Source organism: Pseudomonas sp. RIT288, from assembly GCF_000631985.1.
GTDB lineage: Bacteria > Pseudomonadota > Gammaproteobacteria > Pseudomonadales > Pseudomonadaceae > Aquipseudomonas.
In genome coordinates this window covers 61,520-83,146 of record NZ_JFYN01000009.1, presented here as the reverse complement: position 1 = coordinate 83,146, position 21,627 = coordinate 61,520, and the positions used below count along the sequence as shown (strand labels likewise).

Annotated in this window: 16 protein-coding genes; 9 read left to right on the top strand and 7 right to left on the bottom strand. The window is 61.0% G+C overall.

Going from position 1 to position 21,627, the window contains the following annotated elements; genetic code table 11:
* The first annotated feature begins 83 nt into the window (after positions 1 to 83).
* Complete coding sequence (locus tag BW33_RS10150; protein ID WP_047598730.1) at positions 84 to 1,043, top strand: DMT family transporter; 960 nt, start codon at positions 84 to 86, stop codon at positions 1,041 to 1,043.
* A 123-nt stretch (positions 1,044 to 1,166) separates the two neighbouring features.
* Here BW33_RS10150 and BW33_RS10145 read toward each other — a convergent pair whose 3' ends face one another.
* Positions 1,167 to 2,561 (bottom strand): class II fumarate hydratase, encoded by a 1,395-nt coding sequence (locus BW33_RS10145; RefSeq protein WP_047598729.1) that lies wholly within the window; start codon positions 2,559 to 2,561, stop codon positions 1,167 to 1,169.
* A gap of 193 nt (positions 2,562 to 2,754) precedes the next feature.
* Here BW33_RS10145 and BW33_RS10140 point away from each other — a divergent pair, with 193 nt between their 5' ends.
* From BW33_RS10140 to BW33_RS10120, 5 genes are all read left to right on the top strand, one after another.
* A complete protein-coding gene (locus BW33_RS10140) occupies positions 2,755 to 3,270 on the top strand; it encodes a DUF2059 domain-containing protein (protein ID WP_047598727.1) in 516 nt (171 codons plus the stop codon).
* 12 nt (positions 3,271 to 3,282) lie between these two features.
* Positions 3,283 to 3,582 (top strand): BolA family protein, encoded by a 300-nt coding sequence (locus BW33_RS10135; RefSeq protein WP_003226935.1) that lies wholly within the window; start codon positions 3,283 to 3,285, stop codon positions 3,580 to 3,582.
* A gap of 238 nt (positions 3,583 to 3,820) precedes the next feature.
* A complete protein-coding gene (gene trhO, locus BW33_RS10130) occupies positions 3,821 to 4,762 on the top strand; it encodes an oxygen-dependent tRNA uridine(34) hydroxylase TrhO (protein ID WP_047598725.1) in 942 nt (313 codons plus the stop codon).
* A gap of 35 nt (positions 4,763 to 4,797) precedes the next feature.
* Positions 4,798 to 5,400, top strand: coding sequence for a DsbA family protein (locus tag BW33_RS10125; RefSeq protein ID WP_171061881.1), 603 nt, complete (start codon positions 4,798 to 4,800; stop codon positions 5,398 to 5,400).
* Positions 5,393 to 7,210, top strand: coding sequence for an ABC transporter ATP-binding protein (locus BW33_RS10120; protein WP_047598721.1), 1,818 nt, complete (start codon positions 5,393 to 5,395; stop codon positions 7,208 to 7,210). The genes BW33_RS10125 and BW33_RS10120 overlap by 8 nt, the downstream gene beginning before the upstream one ends.
* Here the strand turns inward: BW33_RS10120 and BW33_RS10115 are convergent, their stop codons facing one another.
* Positions 7,211 to 11,827, bottom strand: coding sequence for a deaminase domain-containing protein (locus BW33_RS10115; RefSeq protein ID WP_047598720.1), 4,617 nt, complete (start codon positions 11,825 to 11,827; stop codon positions 7,211 to 7,213). It abuts the gene before it with no gap.
* Between the two features lie 173 nt (positions 11,828 to 12,000).
* Here BW33_RS10115 and BW33_RS10110 point away from each other — a divergent pair, with 173 nt between their 5' ends.
* Both BW33_RS10110 and BW33_RS10105 read left to right on the top strand, forming a co-directional pair.
* Positions 12,001 to 14,460, top strand: a complete 2,460-nt coding sequence (locus tag BW33_RS10110; protein ID WP_047598719.1) for an EAL domain-containing protein — start codon at positions 12,001 to 12,003, stop codon at positions 14,458 to 14,460.
* 79 nt (positions 14,461 to 14,539) lie between these two features.
* Positions 14,540 to 15,301, top strand: a complete 762-nt coding sequence (locus BW33_RS10105) for a TenA family transcriptional regulator (protein WP_442965399.1) — start codon at positions 14,540 to 14,542, stop codon at positions 15,299 to 15,301.
* Between the two features lie 135 nt (positions 15,302 to 15,436).
* Here the strand turns inward: BW33_RS10105 and BW33_RS10100 are convergent, their stop codons facing one another.
* The 5 genes from BW33_RS10100 to BW33_RS10080 form a co-directional block, all read right to left on the bottom strand.
* A complete protein-coding gene (locus BW33_RS10100) occupies positions 15,437 to 16,363 on the bottom strand; it encodes a GGDEF domain-containing protein (RefSeq protein WP_047598716.1) in 927 nt (308 codons plus the stop codon).
* Between the two features lie 362 nt (positions 16,364 to 16,725).
* Positions 16,726 to 17,466, bottom strand: a complete 741-nt coding sequence (locus BW33_RS10095) for a YciK family oxidoreductase (protein ID WP_003226924.1) — start codon at positions 17,464 to 17,466, stop codon at positions 16,726 to 16,728.
* A 167-nt stretch (positions 17,467 to 17,633) separates the two neighbouring features.
* On the bottom strand, positions 17,634 to 18,305 hold the full coding sequence (gene mupP, locus BW33_RS10090; RefSeq protein WP_047598714.1) for an N-acetylmuramic acid 6-phosphate phosphatase MupP: 672 nt from the start codon (positions 18,303 to 18,305) through the stop codon (positions 17,634 to 17,636).
* Positions 18,306 to 18,309: 4 nt separating this feature from the next.
* The gene (gene ubiG, locus BW33_RS10085) at positions 18,310 to 19,008 is read right to left on the bottom strand and encodes a bifunctional 2-polyprenyl-6-hydroxyphenol methylase/3-demethylubiquinol 3-O-methyltransferase UbiG (RefSeq protein ID WP_047598712.1); all 699 of its coding nucleotides are present in this window, start codon (positions 19,006 to 19,008) and stop codon (positions 18,310 to 18,312) included.
* Positions 19,009 to 19,066: 58 nt separating this feature from the next.
* The gene (locus tag BW33_RS10080) at positions 19,067 to 20,401 is read right to left on the bottom strand and encodes a TRZ/ATZ family hydrolase (protein WP_047598710.1); all 1,335 of its coding nucleotides are present in this window, start codon (positions 20,399 to 20,401) and stop codon (positions 19,067 to 19,069) included.
* A gap of 108 nt (positions 20,402 to 20,509) precedes the next feature.
* Here BW33_RS10080 and mtnA point away from each other — a divergent pair, with 108 nt between their 5' ends.
* On the top strand, positions 20,510 to 21,586 hold the full coding sequence (gene mtnA, locus BW33_RS10075; protein ID WP_047598709.1) for an S-methyl-5-thioribose-1-phosphate isomerase: 1,077 nt from the start codon (positions 20,510 to 20,512) through the stop codon (positions 21,584 to 21,586).
* Positions 21,587 to 21,627: the final 41 nt, after the last annotated feature.

The following is a 21,627-nucleotide window of genomic DNA, read 5'->3' as shown; positions in this document are numbered from 1 at the left end:
GCGGCCTGGCCCGAACTGTCCCTGTGTTGCGTCTGACGGCGGGCCTAGAATGATCGCTCTCGTCAGCAGGCATTGGGGTTCGCATGCACATTTCATCCGGTCGCTGGGTTTACGGTCTGTTCCTGGCGCTGCTGACGGCGTTTTTGTGGGGCATCCTGCCGATCAAACTCAAACAGGTGCTGCAGGTGATGGACCCGATCACCGTGACCTGGTTTCGCCTGTTGGTCTCCGGCGGTTGTCTGTTCATCTACCTGGCGGCCACCCGACGGCTGCCGAGCCGCAAGGTGCTCGGCCCACGGGGCGGCTGGCTGGTGTTGATGGCGGTGCTCGGGCTGGTGGGCAACTACGTGCTGTACCTGATGGGCCTCAACCTGCTCAGCCCCGGCACCGCGCAACTGGTGGTGCAGATGGGGCCGATCATGTTGCTGATTGCCAGCCTGTTTGTGTTCAAGGAGCGCTTCAGCATCGGTCAGGGCATTGGCCTGGCGGTGCTGCTGATCGGCTTTGTGCTGTTCTTCAATCAGCGTCTGGCTGAACTGCTCACCTCATTGTCGGACTACACCGCCGGGGTGTTGCTGGTGCTGTTGGCCTCGACGGTCTGGACCTTCTATGCGCTGGGCCAGAAGCAATTGCTCACGGTATGGAATTCGTTGCAGGTGATGATGGTGATCTACCTGTTCTGCGCGCTGTTGTTGACGCCGTGGGTGCATCCGCTCGAAGCACTGGAACTGAGCCCGCTGCAAGGTTGGCTGTTGCTGGCGTGCTGCATGAACACGCTGATTGCCTACGGCGCCTTCGCGGAAGCACTGGCGCACTGGGAGGCCTCGCGGGTCAGTGCGACGCTGGCGATCACGCCATTGGTGACCTTCGGCGCGGTGGCGATTGCCGCCGGGGTGTGGCCGGAGTATGTGCATGCCGAGCAGATCAATGGTCTGGGTTATGGCGGGGCGGTGCTGGTGGTGCTGGGTTCGGCGCTGGTGGCGTTGGGGCCGTCGTTGATTGCCGGGCTGAAGGCGCGGCGCCTGCGCATTGCAGCCAGTTAGACCGCGCTGCTCCCATTCGCGAGCAGGCTCGCTCCCACATTTGAGCGCTTTTCCAACATGAGAATGCGGTTCACTGTGGGAGCGAGCCTGCTCGCGAAGACGGACTTTCAGGCGCTACAGTAATCAGCCCTTGGCGCCAGCCTCGATCATGTTCTCCGGCCGCACCCAGGCATCGAACTCTTCATCGGTCAGATAGCCCAGCTGCAGCGCCGCCTCACGCAAGGTCAGGCCTTCGCCGTAAGCCTTCTTGGCGATTTCCGCCGACTTGTCGTAACCGATGTGCGGGTTCAGCGCCGTCACCAGCATCAGCCCGCGTTCCAGGTGTCTGCCCATGACTTCGGCGTCGGGTTCAAGACCGGCGATGCAGTGCTGCTGGAAGTTGCTGCAACCGTCGGCAAGCAAGCGGATCGATTGCAGCAGGTTGTGAATGATCACCGGTTTGAACACGTTCAGTTGCAGGTGACCCTGACTCGCCGCGATGCCGATGGTGACGTCGTTGCCCAACACCTGGCAGGCCAGCATCGACAGCGCTTCGCACTGGGTCGGGTTGACCTTGCCGGGCATGATCGAACTGCCCGGTTCATTGGCCGGCAATTTGACTTCGGCAAAGCCTGCGCGTGGGCCAGAGCCGAGCAGGCGCAGGTCGTTGGCGATTTTCATCAGCGCCACGGCGAGGGTCTTCAGGGCGCCGGACAGGCTGGTCAGCGGCTCATGCCCGGCCAGCGCGGCAAACTTGTTCGGCGCAGTGACGAACGGCAGGCCGGACAGGGCGGCGAGTTCAGCAGCAATCGCTTCTCCAAAGCCGTGCGGCGAATTCAGGCCGGTGCCGACGGCAGTGCCGCCCTGCGCCAGTTCACACACCGCCGGCAGCGCGGCGCGGATCGCCCGTTCGGCGTAATCCAGTTGCGCTATAAACCCCGATAACTCCTGACCGAAGGTAATCGGCGTCGCGTCCATCATGTGCGTGCGACCGGTCTTCACCAGTTTCATGTGGCGTGCCGCCAACTCGGCCAGACCGCCGGACAGCTCGGCAATGGCCGGCAGCAATTGCTCCTGCACGGCTTTGGCGGTGGCGATGCTCATGGCGGTAGGGAAGCAGTCGTTGGAGCTTTGCGAGCGGTTGACGTGATCGTTGGGGTGCACCGGCGTCTTGCCGCCGCGCGGGTTGCCGGCCAGTTCGTTGGCGCGACCGGCGATCACTTCGTTGACGTTCATGTTGCTCTGGGTGCCGCTGCCGGTCTGCCAGACCACCAGCGGAAACTGGTCGTCGTGCTGGCCGTCGAGGACTTCGTCGGCAGCTTGTTCGATCAGGCGGGCGATGTCGGCGGGCAGGTCGCCGTTGCGGTCGTTGACCCGGGCGGCGGCTTTCTTGATCAGGGCCAGGGCGTGCAGTACCGGCAGCGGCATGCGTTCCTGACCAATGGCGAAGTTGATCAGCGAGCGTTGCGTCTGAGCACCCCAGTAGGCGTCGTCCGGGACTTCAATCTGGCCCAGGCTGTCGGTTTCGATACGGCTCATCGTGCACACTCCTGTTGGTTCGTTTGCGCAGTTTAGGCCCGGTCAGGCCCAGGTGGTTCCCTCGGACCGATTGTTGACCGGTAAAACCCGGCCAATCAAGCGCGGCAAGGCTCGGGGGTTGAGCCACGAGGTTTTTTAGGCGCAGAATGGTCGCCCTTGGGGTTTGACCTCGCCTAGCTGAAAAGGAAACTCGATGACTCGTCTTCGTGCCATCTGCACCGCGGTTGCACTGGTTTGCGCCAGCGGCCAGGTGCTTGCCGATACCGCCAGCCACAACGCCAGTGCTGAAGCTTTCCTGACCCTGGCGCACGCTGACAAGCTGGGCACTCCGGTGTACATGCAAGTGCAGCAAATGTTCGCTCAGCGCTTTGAACAGACCAAAGCCCCGGAATCCAAGAAAGCCGTACTGGAAACCTACCAGGCCAAGGCCAACGCCGCCCTGGACCAGGCCATCGGCTGGAACAAGCTCAAGCCTGACATGGTCAAGCTCTACACCAGCAACTTCAGCGAATCGGAGCTGAAAGACCTGGTCGCGTTCTACCAGTCGCCACTGGGCAAGAAAGTCCTGGAAAAAATGCCGCAGCTGACCCAGCAATCGGCCCAGATGACCCAGGGCAAGCTGGAAAGCGCTGTGCCTGTCGTCAACAAGTTGCTCGACGACATGACCAAAGAGCTGACCCCTGCAGCCCCTGCGGCCAAGAAGAAGTAAGCGGAGTTCGTGATGACCATGCAACAACGCATCGAATCGACGCTGGGCCTGCTGCAGCCTGAGCATCTGCAAGTGCTGGACGAAAGCCACATGCACAGTCGCGGGTTACAGACGCACTTCAAGGCGGTGGTGGTCAGCGCGCAGTTCGAAGGCCTGAACCGGGTCAAGCGCCACCAGAAAGTCTACGGCACGCTCGGCGAGCTGATGGGCGAGTTTCATGCGTTGGCGCTGCACACCTACACCCCGCAGGAATGGGCAGAAGTGGGCGCCGCCCCGGCGTCGCCGACCTGTGCCGGCGGTAGCAAACACTGAGGATTGCGAGGACTGCTGTGGCGAGGGAGCTTGCTCCCGCTGGAGTGCGCAGCACTCCCAAAATGCGAGTTTTGCGACTGCTTCGCAGCCGAGCGGGAGCAAGCTCCCTCGCCACAGAGTTTCGACAGATCCTAAATCCACCGTGTTTTTGCTAGAATCCGCAACGCGCCGCTCACCCGGCGCGTTTTTTTTGAATCCGGTTCACCCTTTGCGAGGGTAGCCACCTGGAGAAATACCCATGACACAACCGATTGTCGTGGCGGCACTGTATAAGTTCGTCACCCTCGAAGATTACGTTGACCTGCGCGAGCCCCTGCTGCAAGCGATGGTCGACAACGGTATCAAAGGCACCTTGCTGATCGCCGAAGAAGGCATCAACGGCACCGTGTCCGGCAGCCGCGAAGGCATTGACGGGCTGCTCGCCTGGCTGAAGAACGACCCGCGCATGATCGACATCGACCACAAAGAGTCGTACTGCGACGAGCAGCCGTTCTACCGCACCAAGGTCAAGCTGAAGAAAGAGATCGTCACCCTCGGCGTCGAAGGCGTGGACCCGAACAAAAAGGTCGGCACCTACGTCGAGCCGCAGGACTGGAACGCGCTGATCAGCGATCCGGAAGTGCTGCTGATCGACACCCGCAACGACTACGAAGTGGCGATCGGCACCTTCGAAGGCGCCATCGATCCGAAAACCACCAGTTTTCGCGAATTCCCCGACTACATCAAAGAACACTTCGACCCGGCCGTGCACAAGAAGGTCGCGATGTTCTGCACTGGCGGCATTCGCTGCGAGAAAGCCTCCAGCTACATGCTGGGTGAGGGTTTCGAAGAGGTTTACCACCTCAAGGGCGGCATCCTGAAGTACCTCGAAGAAGTGCCGCAGGAAGAAACCAGGTGGCAGGGCGACTGCTTCGTGTTCGACAACCGCGTGACCGTGCGTCACGACCTCAGCGAAGGCGACTACGATCAATGTCATGCCTGCCGCACACCGGTCAGCGTTGAAGATCGCGCCTCCGAGCACTACGTGGCCGGCATCAGCTGCCCGCATTGTTGGGACAAGCTGAGCGAGAAAACCCGCCGCAGCGCCATCGATCGGCAGAAGCAGATCGAACTGGCCAAGGCTCGCAACATGCCGCACCCGATCGGCTACAACTATAAACAAGCATCCACCGAGGCCTGATCATGACTGCGCGCCTGCTCTATGTGATGGATCCGATGTGTTCCTGGTGCTGGGGGTTCGCTCCGGTCGCCAAGGCATTGGTCGAGCAGGCGCAGGCAGCCGGGGTGGAGCTGCACCTGGTGGTCGGCGGGTTGCGTACCGGCAGCGGTGCGGCGCTGGAGCCGACCACGCGGCGCTACATTCTTGAGCATTGGCAGGCGGTCACCGAGGCCACCGGTCAGCCGTTCAAGTTCGACGGTGCGCTACCCGATGGTTTCGTCTACGACACCGAGCCGGCCTGCCGGGCAATCGTCACCGCGCGCAGCCTGGCGCCGGATTGCGCGTGGACACTGGTCGGCCTGATCCAGCAGGCGTTTTACGCTGAAGGCCGCGATGTCACCCAGGCCAGTGTGTTGGTGGAGCTGGCCGAACAGGCCGGCGTGCCGCGTATCGAGTTTGCCGCGCTGTTCGATCATGCCGATCAGCACAAGGCGACTCAGGCTGATTTCAGCTGGGTGCAGGATCTGGGCATCGCCGGGTTCCCGACCCTGCTCGCCGAGCGCAACGGTCAACTGGCGCTGTTGACCAACGGCTATCAACCGCTCAGTGAACTCTCGCCATTGCTCGGCCGCTGGCTGGAGCGCGCAGCCTGTGCCTGACCGGGCCGATGACACGCCAGCCGTAAAGCGTGTCGACCGGCTGAGCTGGGCAGAAGTCCGGCGCCTGGCACTGCATCACAAAAAATCCCTGTGGATCGCCAACGGCGTGGCCGTGCTGGCGACGCTGTGCAGCGTGCCGATTCCGTTGCTGTTGCCTTTGCTGGTGGACGAGGTCCTGCTCGGGCATGGCGACGCTGCGTTGAAAGTCATGAATCACGTGTTGCCGTCGATGTGGCAGCAAGCGGCGGGTTACATCGGCCTGATGCTGCTGGTCACCCTGACCCTGCGTTGCAGTGCCCTGTGTTTTGGCGTGTTGCAGGCGCGGCTGTTTGCGCGGCTGGCCAAGGACATCGTCTACCGCATTCGTGTGCGCCTGATCGAACGCCTCAAACGCATCTCCCTCGGCGAATACGAAAGCCTCGGCAGCGGCACCGTGACCACCCATCTGGTCACCGATCTGGACACCCTCGACAAGTTTGTCGGCGAAACCCTCAGCCGGTTTCTGGTGGCGATGCTGACCCTGGTCGGCACCGCGAGCATCCTGATGTGGATGCACTGGAAACTGGCGCTGCTGATCCTGCTGTTCAATCCGTTGGTGATCTACGCCACGGTGCAGTTGGGCAAACGGGTCAAGCACCTGAAGAAACTGGAGAATGACAGCACCTCGCGTTTCACTCAGGCCTTGAGCGAAACCCTCGATGCGATCCAGGAAGTGCGCGCCGGCAACCGCCAGGGCTTCTTCCTCGGGCGGCTCGGCTTGCGAGCGCAGGAAGTGCGCAACTACGCGGTCAACTCGCAGTGGAAGACCGATGCCTCGAACCGCGCCAGCGGTCTGCTGTTCCAGTTCGGCATCGACATCTTCCGCGCCGCGGCGATGCTCACGGTGCTGTTCTCCGACCTGTCGATCGGCCAGATGCTCGCGGTGTTCAGCTACCTGTGGTTCATGATCGGCCCGGTAGAACAACTGCTCAATCTGCAATACGCCTACTACGCGGCGGGTGGCGCACTGTCGCGGATCAACGAACTGCTGGCGCGGGCTGACGAACCGCAATACCCGGGCGGCGTCGATCCGTTCAAGGGCCGGGATACCGTGGGCATCGAGGTGCAGGGACTGAGCTTCGGTTACGGCGATGAGCTGGTGGTGGATCAGATGAACCTGTCGATCGCCCCCGGTGAGAAAGTCGCGATTGTCGGTGCCAGTGGCGGCGGCAAAAGTACTCTGGTGCAGCTGCTGCTGGGGCTGTACACACCGTCGGCGGGTACCATTCGTTTCGGCGGTTCGACCCAGCAGGAAATCGGTCTGGAGCTGATTCGTGAAAACGTCGCGGTGGTGCTGCAGCATCCGGCGCTGTTCAACGACAGCGTGCGCGCCAACCTGACCATGGGCCGCACCCGCAGTGACGAAGCCTGCTGGCAGGCACTGGAAATCGCCCAGCTGGAGGCGACCATCCGGGCGCTGCCGGACGGTCTCGACAGTATCGTCGGACGTTCCGGCGTGCGCCTGTCCGGCGGTCAGCGCCAGCGTCTGGCGATTGCGCGGATGATCCTCGCCGAGCCGAAAGTGGTGATTCTCGACGAAGCCACTTCGGCCCTCGACGCTGCCACCGAATACAACCTGCATCAGGCCATGGCGCGCTTCCTGAACGGCCGCACCACGCTGATCATTGCCCATCGCCTGTCGGCGGTGAAGCAGGCGGATCGGGTGCTGGTGTTCGATGGCGGGCACGTGGCCGAGGATGGCGACCACCAGCAACTGATCGCCGATGGCGGTCTCTACGCCAAACTCTACGGCCATCTGCAGCGCCTGTAATCAGCCCCACAGCACCTGCAACGCCGCCTCGCCGCCGTCATGGCCGAACTGCTTCATCACCACCGAACAGGATTCGCACGGGCGCATGGTCGTCGCGATGTCGACCGAGCGGATCTCTGTCGGGTCGGGATATTTCTCGCGCAGCACGCTGATCAGTTTGCTTTCGCTGTCCAGCGAGGTCGGCCGGCTGGTCTGCGTCGGCTGATAGGTTTTCAGCTCCTTGATGGTCAGCGGCACGGCCAGCAGTTGCCCTTGCTCGGTGACCTCCAGCGAGGTGCGCGGGAAGCTTGGGTTGTAGTCGATGTTGATGTAAGTGGTGTCGCCGATCCGCACATGATTGGCACCCATGTGGCGAAACAACGGCAGACGCTGGGTGCTGCCTTGAGCGCCGGACACGCTGACGTAGATCTCTCGTTTACCGCTGGTCGTGGTGACTTCGGCATAGGCGATGTTACGTGCGTTGGCCTGCCGCTCACGCACGGGTAACAGGTTGTGCAGTTTCTGCATGGCGCCATCAATGCGCAGTGCCGCATTGGTTTTGGCCGGATTGATCGTTGGAGACAGAAACAACGTGTCGAAAATCTCTGCGGTTTTCTGCCGAAAGGCTTCCGGCGCTTCCTTGCTGCGCGCCCAGGTAGCGGCGCCTTCAGGCAGACGGGTAACGATCATCCGCGTCGAGTGGTCGAACATCAGCGCCTCGCCCGGGCTGGTGTCGACTTTCAGCCATTTCATGTTGTTTGCAGGAATTGGCGTGGTGCCGATTGGAATCGCGATCTGCTCCATGGTCTTCATCGCGCGCTGCACCGATTCCAGACCATGGATGCGCACGATGTTGTTGGCGTGTAGCGAGCCGGTGTAGACGGTCAGCAGTTCAGCACCGAGGGTGCCGTCGGCCAGTTCGGCGGGTGCCAGGCGCCTGAAGGTCAATTGATCGGGCGCTTTTTTACCCTTGGCGATGGTGGCCAGGTAGTACTCATGGATGTTGATTCGGAAGAACACGTAGGAGGCCGAGTCGTCGATGGCCGGCATTAGCACCGCACCAACCTGATGTGAGTCATTGATCCCGTCATAGCTGCCGCCGGTTTTTATCCGCGCATAAATGCCTTTGCGAAACTGCAGCGTGGCTTGAATCTGCTGTCTTGGTACCAGCCTGCCTTGATGGAATCCAAGGAGTTGCAGATCGCCGGTGAACAGCCTCGGGCGGTTATCGATGATTTGATAAAGCTTGTCATCGACCGCCAGGAACGTTCCGTCTTGATGGGGCAGCATGGCGGGCTCCGAGGCCCGCTCGCCGAACCATGGCGCGTAACCCTTTTCCTTGTCGATGGTGCCGACGGCGGGCGTCGGGGCGGGTTCTGCGGTGATGTAGCTGACGCGGCAGTCGCCCGCGCCCGGTGCGCGACGTATCCGGCACGGCAGCAACGTCCAGTGCTGACTGTCATCGAGCAGATCAACGCGGCGCAGTTCATCGCCGTCGAGTCGATAGGGCACATCATCGATCAATACCGTGGTGCGTCCGCCAGCCTCGGGGACAAGCTCGACGCGGCTGTTCGGCGCCAGTTCGATAACGATCTGATCGTCGGTTTTTTTCACGGCGCTGTAGTGCGAACGCCCCAGCGAAAAATCATGCTCGTGTGCGAGCAACTGCGGCCCATAAGCGCGCTCGGACAGCGGATCGAGCAAGTGATGCCGCGAGCCGCCGACGTTGCGCACCGGCACATCGTCAATGCCCCTGACCACGGCCAGATGATCGGCAGGGTTCAGCGCTTTCCAGCGCCCGGCATCCAGTGCCTGGGGCAGACTGTGCAGCAGGTCATAGTCAGCGCTTCTGCCGGCCAGCCTTTTCAGACGTGCAACCGCGCGGTGTTCCAGATGCGCCACGGCCCGCACTGCGCCGATCGCACCTCGGCCGCCGAGCTTGAGCAAAGCAGGCGCAGCGTCCAGCGGATTGAGGTTTCTCAAGCTCGAAACCAGCAGGTTTTTCGACAATTGCGCCATGCGTGGCAGGGCGACGCGAATCGCCATTTTCCCGGCCACGGCAGCGAGGCGAATGCTGCCGGCGACGAACTTGCCCAAGGGAATCGCGAACGAGACGATATCGAGGAGCAGGCCGAGTACCCCCAGTGCGCGTTTGCCCGGACTGTCCGATTGCAGGTCTTCGAGACTGCCCCAGAACGGGATAAAGCCCTTCAGAGCCTGAGTCCAGTGCTTTTTGCGGCTGTCGCGCTCGAAACGGGTATCACCCCAGGCCTCACTGCGCAGCGCCTGCTCATCGACATAGAACAATCGGGTCGCGATGAACGAGGTGATTTGCGCCGTGCGCGGCGAGGTGAAGGTCAGGTTCGGCGAACTGTCGTGATGGGCCGCCGGGATCATCGAAACCGGGAGGGAGGCGCCCAGCGGTTCGAGAATGGCGACACACTTGGCGTCGGCGTCGAGAATCGAACCGTCCCAGTGTGCTTTTCGATCAAACGGCAGGCGGCGGGCGACGATGCGGCTGATGCTCTGGCCCTTGGTGCGCCCACGTTTGGGCGGCAGGGGTGGCAATAACAGACCGCCAACATGTGTGCCATCCAGATCCGGACGTTTACGAATGATGCCGGCGCGTGGCAGGCATTCGTAGAATTGTGGCGGGCCCTGATACGTCGCCTGCAGCACGAAGCCCATGCGTGCCCTGTACGGCAGGATGTTTTTCAGTGTTTCCAGATGAGATTCGATGTGCCGTGTCGGATCCCTGAGGCAGTGAATCCGCACGTCGCCGTGCTCCAGTGCCCGGCGGTCATCCCACGGGAGTGTGACCAGCAGCGACTTGATCAGATATTCATAGGCTTTGCGGGTCTCGCTCAGATAGTCATCGAACTGCTGGTCGAACAAGGCCTTGATATCAGGCAAGGTGCGGTTGCTCGGAAACCGTGAAAGGCGTCGTCCTGGATGTCCGGTGTCGACAAAACCGCTTTGCAGTTTGCCTGCTGCGTTCAGGCTGATCCATTCGCTGGCGCTGCGGCCATCGTCGCTGACGTACCAGCGTGAGTCGGCGCTCAGCCCGCCAGAGGCGTAGACCTCCAGCAACGGCCAGATCGGCAATGCCACCTCCGGGGTGTCGATAATGCTGCGTTGGCTACGGTTGGGCGCTGAAGGATGGTGGCGTTTGAGGCGAATCGTCGTGTGATCGTACAGCTCGTTGGCCAGCGCCTTGTCCAGTTGCTGTTTTGCCAGGGCGAGTCGCCGTGGCGGCTCGATGTCCAGTTGCAGGATCGCCGCGTTCATTTGCTTGTTGTGGTCTTCCAGCGCTTGCAGCGCCGCGTCATCGCCGGATGTCTCGTTCGCTGCGGTCTGGGCTCCGGTGTTCAGTGTCCAGGTCTGTGCGGCAGGCGCTCGGGTCATGGCGATCAGCATCTGCAGGTGGGTGCTGGCGTTTTCGCTTTTGTGCAGCGGCAGATCGACCAGCTGCTGAAAGCTCAGATGTTCCAGCAACTGTGGATCAAGGGCATGGGCGAGGTGCACGCCATGCACGAAATTGACCCAGACCACCGAGCTGGCGTACGGCAGGTCGTCAGGAATATCGCGCACTTGAAAACCCAGTCCGAACTGCGCCAGGCATACCCATCCCAGCACATGTTTTTCGGTTGGGGTCGAGGTTCGGTGAGAATCCTCCAGGTGCTGTAAAAAGTCCTGGCGAATGGCGGCGTAGCTGGCGCCGTGATGAGTGCGTTGTTCCAGCGCGAAACCGGCCACTTCGGTCGAGTTGCCGTCGCCGGGCAGTTCGTACCACAGGCACAACGCGTCGAGCAGTAAACGCAGGCCGATATCGGGCACGGTCGGCTCATCGGGCCGCGCGCCATACCATTGCAGTTTCTGCAGCAAGCGCTGGCCCAGGTCGCGCGCCTTGGGCGTGTCGAGCAGGCGCTCCAGGCAGGCGGCGGGCTGCTGTTCCAGTTGCTGGCGGGTGAAGGCAGGCGTTACTTCGCTGGCCAGGCTGTCGATGGCCGACAGGGTTTTGCCGGTAAGCCAGTCGCCAATCAGGTCGTGAATCGCGGCTTTGTCATCGTCGCTCATCAGTACCGTCAGCGCCGGTTGATGTCGCAGATTCAGTCGATGGCTGGCGCGTTGTTCTTCGACCTTGCCGATCAGCCGGGCCAGTGCCGTGGCGTCCTGTACGTCCGCAAATGTGAACCCGGACTCACGCAGCAGTTGTGACAACGGCAGCAGCCTGTCGGAACGCAGGTGTGCGCCTATACTCAGCAACGCTCGCTGAAATTCATGAAACGTATTGGAGGCCCGGGTGACATCCTCGATGGCGTAGCGGGCGCAGCTGCCATCGGGACGGTCGAAGGAAAAGCTGCAGTGACCGGCTGCGGCGTCGACTTGCAGCAGTGATCCTCTGGACGTTTGCAGGTACGCCGCCAATTGTGGTTCGGCGCTGTCTTCGAACAGTGCGTGCAGAAGGTTCTGCGCCTGGGCGTGTGCTGCACCCAGGCGTGAATGTGCCTGGGGCGCCAGGTAGTAGGTCTGCAGTGAAGTCGATGCGCCGAGCACGGCGCGCAGGGCGGTGATCATTGCGCGGTATTCGCTCTGTTGGGCAGTATGGCGTTGCAGCGTGGCGGAAGGTGACTGCATGGAAAACGGCTCTGGAATGATTGAAAGCCGTCAGTGTCGAAGCATGGCGAACAGCGGGTGCGGTACATACGTATCGCCGGTTGAAAATGTCCTGGTTTGCTGGAAGGGGTCACCCCCTGATCCGGCGCTGGCGGTCTCCCCTTGAAGATGACAGTGCGTACGCAAAGGACCTCATGAAGCATAAAAGGACTCTCGGAACGCCACGGTTGTTGGGCATCGTCTGGCCATTTATTGCCGTCGTGTTATTTCAGGCTTTACTGGGGGGCGTGAGTCTTTACGTCCTGTCGGCCGTTCGCGGTTATGTCGCCGGTGAGAGTCTCTGGTCCAAGGGCCAGAAGGACGCCATCTATTACCTGAACCTGTATGCCGACAGCCGCGACGAGGCGATCTTTCTCAAATTCAAGGAAGCGATTGCCGTGCCTCAGGGCGGTCACCAGTTGCGTCTGGCGCTGGATCGTCAGCCGCCGGATCTGCAGGCGGCACGGGAGGGGATCCTCAAGGGCGGCAACCATCCCGATGATGTGTCTAGCCTGATCTGGCTGTACCTCAATTTCCGTCATTTCAGTTATCTGGAAACCGCGATCGACCGCTGGACCATCGGCGACGCCTATCTGGTGCAACTGGACAATGTCGCGCGCGAGATGCATCAGGGCATCAGCGAAAACATCGCGACGCCGGCTGATATCCAGCACTGGAAAGCGCAGATCTTTGCCATCAACGACGGTGTGACGCCGGCAGCCAAGGCGTTCAGCGATGCTTTGGGCGAAGGTTCACGGATGATCCTGCGCCTGCTGCTGTTCACCAACCTGGCCACGGCGCTGGGGTTGATCGTGCTGGCCCTGTTGCGTACCCACAAACTGCTCAAGCAGCGGCATGCTTTTGCTCAGGCGTTGCAGCTGGAGAAGGATCGGGCACACATCACCCTGCAATCGATTGGCGACGGGGTGATCACCACCGACGTCAATGGCGCGATCGATTACATGAACCCGGCGGCGGAGGCCATGACGCACTGGAAGTCCGAGCACGCGGCGGGTCTTCCGTTGGCAGCGTTGTTCAATCTATTGGATGACAACGCCCAGGCCGAAGGGCTGACGCTGATCGAGCATATTCTCAGCGGACAACTGGTCGGCGGCAGTGAGCACTCCAAACTGATTCAGCGTCTGGATGGCAGTACGGTCTCGGTGACGCTGGTGGGGGCGCCGATCCGTAATGCCGAGAAAGTCAGTGGCACGGTGCTGGTGCTGCATGACATGACTCAGGAGCGGCAGTACATCGCCAATCTATCGTGGCAGGCGACCCACGATGCCTTGACCGGTCTGGCCAACCGCCGCGAGTTCGAATATCGCCTGGAGCAGGCCTTGCACAACCTGACGCGCCAGTCCGGTCGGCATGCGCTGATGTTCCTTGATCTGGACCAGTTCAAACTGGTCAACGACACGTGCGGTCACGCCGCCGGCGATGAATTGCTGCGGCACATCTGCACACTGTTGCAATCGGGCTTGCGCGAGAGCGACACCCTCGCGCGGCTGGGGGGCGACGAGTTCGGCATTCTGCTGGAGAACTGCGCCCCGGATGCCGCCGAGAAAATTGCCGAGAGCCTGCGCCAGACCGTGCAGAATCTGCACTTTGTGTGGAAGGGGCGGCCGTTCCTGACCACCGTGAGTATCGGCCTGGTGCACATCGCCCAGGCCCCGACCACCCTCGAAGCGTCATTGCGCGCCGCCGACATGGCTTGCTACATGGCCAAGGAAAAGGGCCGCAACCGGGTCCAGGTCTATCATGCCGACGATTCCGAACTGTCCCTGCGCTTCGGCGAAATGGCTTGGGTGCAGCGCCTGCACATGGCGCTGGAGGAAAACCGCTTCTGCCTCTATGCCCAGGAAATTGCTCCGCTGGGCGCTACAGCCCATGGCGGTGGGCACATCGAAATACTCTTGCGTCTGCACGACGAAGCCGGACGGATGATCCTGCCGGACAGTTTCATTCCGGCGGCAGAACGTTATGGCCTGATGAGTCAACTGGATCGTTGGGTTGTCGAGAATGTTTTTAAAGTGATTGCCCAATGTATTGCCGAACAACATGAAGCTCCGTTGGCAATGTGTGCGATTAATCTTTCAGGCATTACTATCGGAGATGACGCGTTCTTGCACTTTCTGCGTGAACAGTTTGTTAGTTACGCTATACCCCCTGAAATGATTTGTTTTGAAATTACTGAAACCAGTGCAATTGCGAATCTTGGCAGTGCAATTCGATTTATTAATGAACTCAAAGGCTTAGGTTGTTACTTCTCACTTGATGATTTTTGTGCCGGAATGTCTTCATTCGCTTATCTGAAACATTTGCCTGTAGACTTCCTGAAGATCGACGGGAGTTTCGTAAAGGATATGCTGGACGACCCGATTAACCGCGCTATGGTCGAGGTGATCAATCACATCGGGCATGTCATGGGTAAGCAGACAATTGCCGAGTTTGTAGAAACAACTCAGATCGAGCAGGCATTGCTTGAAATCGGGGTGGATTACGCTCAGGGTTATGTCATCGAACGCCCGCAGTTGTTTACCTGCGACAGTTTGCAAAGTCGGCCCGCCAGACCGCAGCCGCTGTTGTTCAAGGCGCCTGGCACGTTCCGTTGAAATCTCTTGCCGATCCTTACAATCACAAATCAAAAGGAGCCGAACAGTGATCGACACATTCAACCGAACCGGACCACTCATGGAAGCTGCAAGTTATCCTGCCTGGGCGCAACAGCTCATTACGGATTGCAGCGAGAGCAAGCGCCGGGTTGTCGAACATGAATTGTACCTGCGCATGCGCGATAACAAGCTCAGCGCCAAAACCATGCGCCAGTACTTGATCGGGGGCTGGCCAGTGGTTGAACAGTTTGCGTTGTATATGGCGCAAAACCTGACCAAGACCAGGTTTGCCCGCCATCCTGGGGAGGACATGGCGCGCCGCTGGCTGATGCGCAACATCCGCGTTGAACTCAATCATGCCGACTACTGGCTGAACTGGAGCCGCGCGCATGGCGTCAGCCTGGAGGATCTGCAGGCCCAGCAAGTACCACCGGAACTGCATGCGCTGAGTCACTGGTGCTGGCATACGAGCTCGGCTGATTCGCTGATCGTTGCCATCGCCGCCACTAACTACGCCATCGAGGGTGCGACTGGGGAGTGGTCGGCGCTGGTCTGTTCTAGCGGCGTGTACGCAGCGGCGTTCCCGGAAGAAGAGCGCAAGCGCGCGATGAAGTGGCTGAAGATGCACGCCCAATATGACGACGCGCACCCGTGGGAAGCGCTGGAAATCATCTGCACGCTGGCAGGCATGAACCCGAGCAAGGCACTGCAGACCGAACTGCGTCAGGCGGTGTGCAAGAGCTACGACTACATGTACCTGTTCCTGGAGCGCTGCATGCAACTGGAAACCGCCGAGCGTGCGTTGCACGGGCGTGAACGCCGGACACTCGTAGAGAGCTGATAGCCCATAACGCCGCAAAAGTGTAGGAGTGAGCCTGCTCGCGATCACGGTGTGTCAGTCAACAAAGAGGGTGACTGACACACCGGATCGCGAGCAGGCTCACTCCTACAGTGGTTTTTGGGTGTCTGGAAGAACTCAGCCCGCCATTGCCAACCGATTACGTCCCTCGCGTTTGGCCACATACAGCGCACTGTCAGCCCGGCGCAGCAGGCTGTCGGCCGACTCCCCCGGCAACAGCGTCGAGCAGCCAAGGCTCACAGTCAGGTCGATCAACTGCCCGTCCGCGAAGTATTCCGCAGTCTGCGCGGCATGCCGCAGACGCTCGCCGACCATCGCCGCCGCTTCCCGGCCGGTGTTGCACAGCAAGATCAGAAACTCTTCCCCGCCATAGCGAAACACCATGTCGACGTTGCGCAGTTGATCCTTGATCGACGCTGCCACCGCTTTGAGTACGTCATCCCCGGCGCTGTGGCCGTGGCTGTCGTTGACCCGCTTGAAGTGGTCGATGTCGAGCATCAGCACCGACAACGGTTGCAGGTGCCGGCGGGACATGTCGATCTCGCGTTGCAGGGTCTGCTCCATGGCGATCCGGTTGCCGGTTCCGGTCAACGGGTCGCGCAATGCACTTTGCGTTGCCGCGCGGTAGAGCAGGGCGTTGCGCATCGGGAATAACAGCGACGACAGCAGTGACTCAAGGTTGCCCTGATCCTGCTCGCTGAAGCGCTGGTTGCGGCGGAAGACCAGTTCGCCCAAGTGCTCGCCTTCGTGGCTGAGGCTGTAGCTGACCGAATGGTGACCGCGGGCACCGAACTCCAGGCGCAAGTCGCTGGCCGAATGCACGTAGCTCAAGGCATCCAGCGGCACAAGGCGCTGAACTTCGCGGAAAAACAGACCAAGGATTCGTTGCGGCTCAAGACTGGTTTGCAGTTGCAGGCTCATTTGCTGACGCAGTTGCGCCAGGCTGGCCGGGCGTTCCAGAAGCGGAGGCAGCTGACCAAAGCCCAGGCGTTGCAATTTGGCACTGTCAAAGTCAATTGCATTGGTCTGGGAGGGTGATTTCATATGGCGTGAGCCCCTAAGCAGTAAGTCTGTCTTACAGGCTGGGTGAGAGCGGCTATGGGCTGCGCGTCATACTGATCCATCAGTCCCGTAGGACATTTGGCGTAAGTTTAGTCTGCCTGATGACGATTAGTCAGCTATCGAAATCGGCCTGGCCCCAGTGCCTTCACACGGCATGCTTTGAGGGAAATTAGAGCGAAAGTCGTGCCATTCAGTTCAGGTTTATTAAAACCTTTATGAATCAACGGGATGGCTTTTTGCTGCGAGGGCGGGTGGCGGATATTTGACTGAAGTGTGACGGCGCGAGGCGGCAATTGTGTGCCGCGACGGTAATCCATCGCGGCAACAAAAGCGACGTATGGCAGTTATTGTGCGTTGAAGGCCTGGCCATTGATGCCCGTGCTGTCCGGGCCCATCAGGTACAGGTACACCGGCATGATCTCTTCCGGGGTCGGATTGTTCAGCGGGTTTTCCCCTGGATAGGCCTGTGCTCGCATGCTGGTACGAGTGCCACCCGGGTTGATGCTGTTGGAGCGCACGGGTGCTACGCCATCGACTTCGTCGGCCAGGGTTTGCATCAGGCCTTCGGTGGCGAACTTCGATACGCCATAGGCGCCCCAGTAGGCTCGGCCCTTGCGCCCGACGCTGCTGGAGGTGAACACCACCGAGGCATCCTGAGACAGCTTGAGCAGTGGCAGCAGGGTGCTGGTCAGCATGAACATGGCGTTGACGTTGACTTGCATGACTCGCATGAAGTTTTCGCCCGACAGCTGTTCGATCGGCGTGCGCGGCCCGATGATCGAGGCGTTGTGCAGCAGGCCGTCGAGGTGGCCGAACTCGGTTTCGATCATCGCCGCCAGCTCATCGTATTGATGGGGCAGGGCGGTCTCGAGGTTGAACGGGATCACCGCCGGTTGCGGATGACCCGCGGCTTCGATCTCGTCGTAGACCTGAGTCAGATTGGCTTCGGTCTTGCCCAGCAGCAGCACGGTAGCGCCGTGGGCGGCGTAGGTTTTCGCGGCAGCCGCACCGATGCCGCGACCGGCACCGGTGACCAGAATGACCCGATCCTTGAGCAATTCGGGACGGGCGGTGTAATCAAACATAAGAACCTCACAATCCATTCATGAAGACCTGCTTCCCTGTGGTGAGGGGATTTATCCCCGACCGGCTGCGAAGCAGTCGTGAAACCTGCATATCGAATCGACCTGAAAGATTGCGCGGGCTGCTTCGCAACCCATCGGGGATAAATCCCCTCGCCACAGGGGGTAGGTCAGCAGCTGCAAAGGGCGTTGTCGAGCACCTTGCGCAATTCCAGCGGATGATCCACCACCACATCCGCGCCCCAGTGCCGCGGGTTGTCGTCCGGGTGTATGTAGCCATAGGTCACGGCGCAGGTCTTGGTGCCGGCATCGCGGCCCGACTCGATATCGCGCAGATCATCGCCCACAAACAAAACCGTCGACGGATCCAGATCAAGCATCTTGCACGCGAGGATCAGCGGCTCCGGGTCCGGCTTGCTGTTTTTCACGTGATCCGGGCAGATCAACAGTGCCGAGCGCTCGGCCAGCCCCAGTTGCTGCATGATCGGCTCGGCAAACCGTACCGGTTTGTTGGTGACCACGCCCCAGATCAGGTTGGCCCGCTCAATGTCGGCCAGCAGCTCGCCCATGCCGTCGAACAGCTTGCTATGAACGGCGCAACCGGCCAGATAGCGCTCGAGGAATTCCTGGCGCAGCTCCTCGAAGCCCGGCGATTCCGGGTCCATCGAGAAAGTCACCGCGACCATGGCTTTGGCACCGCCGGAGATTTCGTCGCGGATGTGCTTGTCGTTCATCGGCGGCAAGCCGCGATCCGCGCGCATCGCCTGGCAGATGGCGATGAAGTCCGGCGCGGTGTCGAGCAGGGTGCCGTCCATGTCGAAAAGGACTGCTCTGATGGCCATCGGCTTACTCCTCGCGCAGGGTCTGGATCATGTAATTGACGTCAACGTCGTTGGCCAGCTTGTAGTGCTTGGTCAGCGGGTTGTAGGTCAGGCCGATGATGTCCTTGACGGTCAGGCCGGCGATGCGGCTCCAGGCGCCCAGCTCGGACGGGCGGATGAATTTCTTGAAGTCGTGGGTGCCGCGCGGCAACAGCTTCATGATGTATTCGGCGCCGATGATGGCGAACAGGTACGCCTTCGGGTTGCGGTTGATGGTCGAGAAGAACACCTGGCCGCCGGGCTTGACCATGCGGTAGCAGGCACGGATCACCGACGACGGGTCCGGTACGTGCTCAAGCATTTCCAGGCAGGTCACGACGTCGAACTGCTCAGGCATTTCTTCAGCCAGGGCTTCAGCGGTGATCTGCCGGTATTCGACGCTGACGCCGGACTCCAGCTGATGCAGTTGCGCAACCGCCAGTGGCGCTTCGCCCATGTCGATGCCCATGACAGTGGCGCCGCGCTGGGCCATGGCTTCGCTGAGGATGCCGCCGCCGCAACCGACGTCGAGGACTTTCTTGCCGGCCAGGTTGACCCGCTCGTCAATCCAGTTGACGCGCAACGGGTTGATGTCGTGCAGCGGTTTGAATTCGCTTTCACGGTCCCACCAGCGATGGGCCAGGGCTTCGAATTTGGCGATTTCGGCGTGGTCGACGTTGCTCATGATCTATTCCTCGAAAAACTTGAAAAGGGTTGTAGCCGCGGAGTCTGCTCCGCGGTGTTTACGATTCGGTATGGCCGCTGATGCGCTGACCCCAGGCCCGGGCGGTGGCGCCCAGCTGTTGTTCGTCCAGGCGGGTCAGGCGCCGGTCGTCGAGTAATTGTTTGCCGGCGACCCACAGGTGTTTCACGCAGTCGCGGCCGGTGGCATATATAAGCTGCGACACTGGGTCATAGACCGGTTGCTGGGCCAGCCCGGACAGGTCGAACGCGACGATGTCCGCAGCCTTGCCGATCTCCAGCGAACCGACTTGCGCCTCGATGCCCAGGGCCCGTGCGCCATTGAGCGTGGCCATGCGCAGCGCACGATGGGCGTCCAGCGCGGTGGCCGAACCGGCGACGGCTTTGGCCAGCAGCGCGGCGGTGCGGGTTTCGCCGAGCAGGTCGAGGTCGTTGTTGCTCGCTGCGCCATCGGTGCCGACGGCAACGTTCACGCCAGCCTGCCACAGGCGCTCCACCGGGCAGAAACCGCTGGCCAGCTTCAGGTTCGATTCCGGGCAGTGGATCACGCTGGTGTTGCTTTCTACCAGCAATGCCAGATCGTCATCGCTGATCTGGGTCATGTGTACCGCCTGGAAGCGCGGGCCGAGCAGGCCGAGACGACCGAGGCGGGCCAATGGCCGCTCGCCGCGATGCTCCAGCGATTGCTGGACTTCGAAGGCGGTCTCGTGGACGTGCATGTGGATCGACGCGTCCAGCTCTTCGGCGATCACGCGGATTTTTTCCAGGTTCTCGTCGCCCACGGTGTAGGGTGCATGTGGGCCGAAGGTGATCTTGATCCGTTCGTGATGCTTCAGATCGCCGAACAGCTCGACGCCCTGACGAATGGCCTCATCGGCACTGGCGGCGCCAGGAATCGGGAAATCGAGGATCGGAATCGCGATCTGCGCGCGAATGCCGCTGTTGTGCACGCGCTCACTGGCGACTTTCGGGAAGAAGTACATGTCCGAGAAACAGCTGATGCCACCCTTGATCTGCTCGGCAATCGCCAGGTCAGTGCCATCACGGACGAAATCCTCATCGACCCATTTGGCTTCGGCCGGCCAGATGTGGTTTTCCAGCCAGGTCATCAGTGGCAGGTCGTCGGCCAGGCCACGGAACAGGGTCATCGCCGCATGCCCGTGAGCGTTGATCAGGCCCGGGCCGAGCAGTACGTCCGGCAATTCGCGGACTTCAGTGGCGTTACACTTCAATGCTTCGGCGCGCGGGCCGATAAACACGATGCGACCGTCGCGAATGCCCAGGCCATGCTCCTTGAGCACAACGCCTGCAGGTTCGACGGGTACCAGCCAGGTCGGCAGCAATAATAAGTCGAGCGCAATGGCAGGTTTCGGCATCGAGGGTCGGTTCCAGTGCTTTTGTAAAGGATGGCGAAGTATACCCGAGCGTCTTCGCGGGGGGATCGCTATAATCGGCGGCTTTTGTTCATGAGTGCGGGGTGAGGGATGCGCGATCGACTGTTGGCTGCGGAGAAAGTAAAGGCCATCGATTGGCGAGATGGCGCGCTCCACCTGCTGGATCAGCGTATTTTGCCGTTCGAGGAAACCTGGATTGCCTACACCAGCGCTGCCGGTGTAGCTGAAGCCATTCGTTCGATGGTGGTGCGTGGCGCGCCGGCGATCGGCATCAGCGCGGCCTATGGCATTGTGCTGGCGGCCCGCGCCCGCGTGGCCGAAGGCGGCGACTGGTACGCGGCGCTGGAAGAGGATTTCGCTCTGCTGGCCGACTCGCGGCCGACGGCGGTCAACCTGTTCTGGGCGCTGAATCGCATGCACGATCGGCTCGATCGCCTGAAGGACAATGCCGATCCGCTGGTGGCGCTGGAAGCCGAAGCCATTGCCATTCATGAGAGCGACCGCGAAGCCAACCTGACCATGGCTCAGCTCGGTGTCGATCTGATCCGCAAGCATCAGGGCAATGCCCAGGCAATCCTGACCCACTGCAACACCGGCGCTTTGGCTACCGGCGGTTTCGGTACGGCGCTGGGGGTGATTCGTGCGGCCTATCTGGAAGGCATGGTCGAGCGGGTTTATGCCGATGAAACCCGGCCATGGCTGCAGGGCTCACGCCTGACGGCCTGGGAGCTGGCGAACGAAGGTATTCCGGTGACGCTGAATGCCGACTCGGCGGCCGCGCACATCATGAAAACCAAAGGTGTGACCTGGGTGATCGTCGGCGCTGACCGCATCACCGCCAATGGCGATGTGGCGAACAAGATCGGCACCTATCAACTGGCGGTCAATGCCATGCACCACGGCGTGCGTTTCATGGTGGTGGCGCCGAGTTCGACCATCGACATGACTCTGGCCAGCGGCGACGAAATCCCGATCGAGGAGCGTGACGGCGCCGAGTTGCTGGAGGTGGGCGGCAAGCGCGTGGGGGCGGACGTCGAGGCATTCAACCCGGTGTTCGACGTGACGCCGGCGGATCTGATCGACGCGATCGTCACTGAAAAGGGCATCGTCGAACGTCCGGATACGGCGAAAATGGCCCAGTTGATGTGCCGCAAACGCCTGCATTGATTGGCTTGATGTCGGCGTCGTCCTCTTCGCGAGCAGGCTCG

Excerpts from the sequence above, each read along its gene's own strand:
- BW33_RS10150 (WP_047598730.1), top strand. The coding sequence starts at position 84 with ATGCACATTTCATCCGGTCGCTGGGTTTACGGTCTGTTCCTGGCGCTG.
- BW33_RS10145 (WP_047598729.1), bottom strand. The coding sequence starts at position 2,561 with ATGAGCCGTATCGAAACCGACAGCCTGGGCCAGATTGAAGTCCCGGAC.
- BW33_RS10140 (WP_047598727.1), top strand. The coding sequence starts at position 2,755 with ATGACTCGTCTTCGTGCCATCTGCACCGCGGTTGCACTGGTTTGCGCC.
- BW33_RS10135 (WP_003226935.1), top strand. The coding sequence starts at position 3,283 with ATGACCATGCAACAACGCATCGAATCGACGCTGGGCCTGCTGCAGCCT.
- trhO (WP_047598725.1), top strand. The coding sequence starts at position 3,821 with ATGACACAACCGATTGTCGTGGCGGCACTGTATAAGTTCGTCACCCTC.
- BW33_RS10125 (WP_171061881.1), top strand. The coding sequence starts at position 4,798 with ATGTGTTCCTGGTGCTGGGGGTTCGCTCCGGTCGCCAAGGCATTGGTC.
- BW33_RS10115 (WP_047598720.1), bottom strand. The coding sequence starts at position 11,827 with ATGCAGTCACCTTCCGCCACGCTGCAACGCCATACTGCCCAACAGAGC.
- BW33_RS10110 (WP_047598719.1), top strand. The coding sequence starts at position 12,001 with ATGAAGCATAAAAGGACTCTCGGAACGCCACGGTTGTTGGGCATCGTC.
- BW33_RS10105 (WP_442965399.1), top strand. The coding sequence starts at position 14,540 with ATGGAAGCTGCAAGTTATCCTGCCTGGGCGCAACAGCTCATTACGGAT.
- BW33_RS10100 (WP_047598716.1), bottom strand. The coding sequence starts at position 16,363 with ATGAAATCACCCTCCCAGACCAATGCAATTGACTTTGACAGTGCCAAA.
- BW33_RS10095 (WP_003226924.1), bottom strand. The coding sequence starts at position 17,466 with ATGTTTGATTACACCGCCCGTCCCGAATTGCTCAAGGATCGGGTCATT.
- mupP (WP_047598714.1), bottom strand. The coding sequence starts at position 18,305 with ATGGCCATCAGAGCAGTCCTTTTCGACATGGACGGCACCCTGCTCGAC.
- ubiG (WP_047598712.1), bottom strand. The coding sequence starts at position 19,008 with ATGAGCAACGTCGACCACGCCGAAATCGCCAAATTCGAAGCCCTGGCC.
- BW33_RS10080 (WP_047598710.1), bottom strand. The coding sequence starts at position 20,401 with ATGCCGAAACCTGCCATTGCGCTCGACTTATTATTGCTGCCGACCTGG.
- mtnA (WP_047598709.1), top strand. The coding sequence starts at position 20,510 with ATGCGCGATCGACTGTTGGCTGCGGAGAAAGTAAAGGCCATCGATTGG.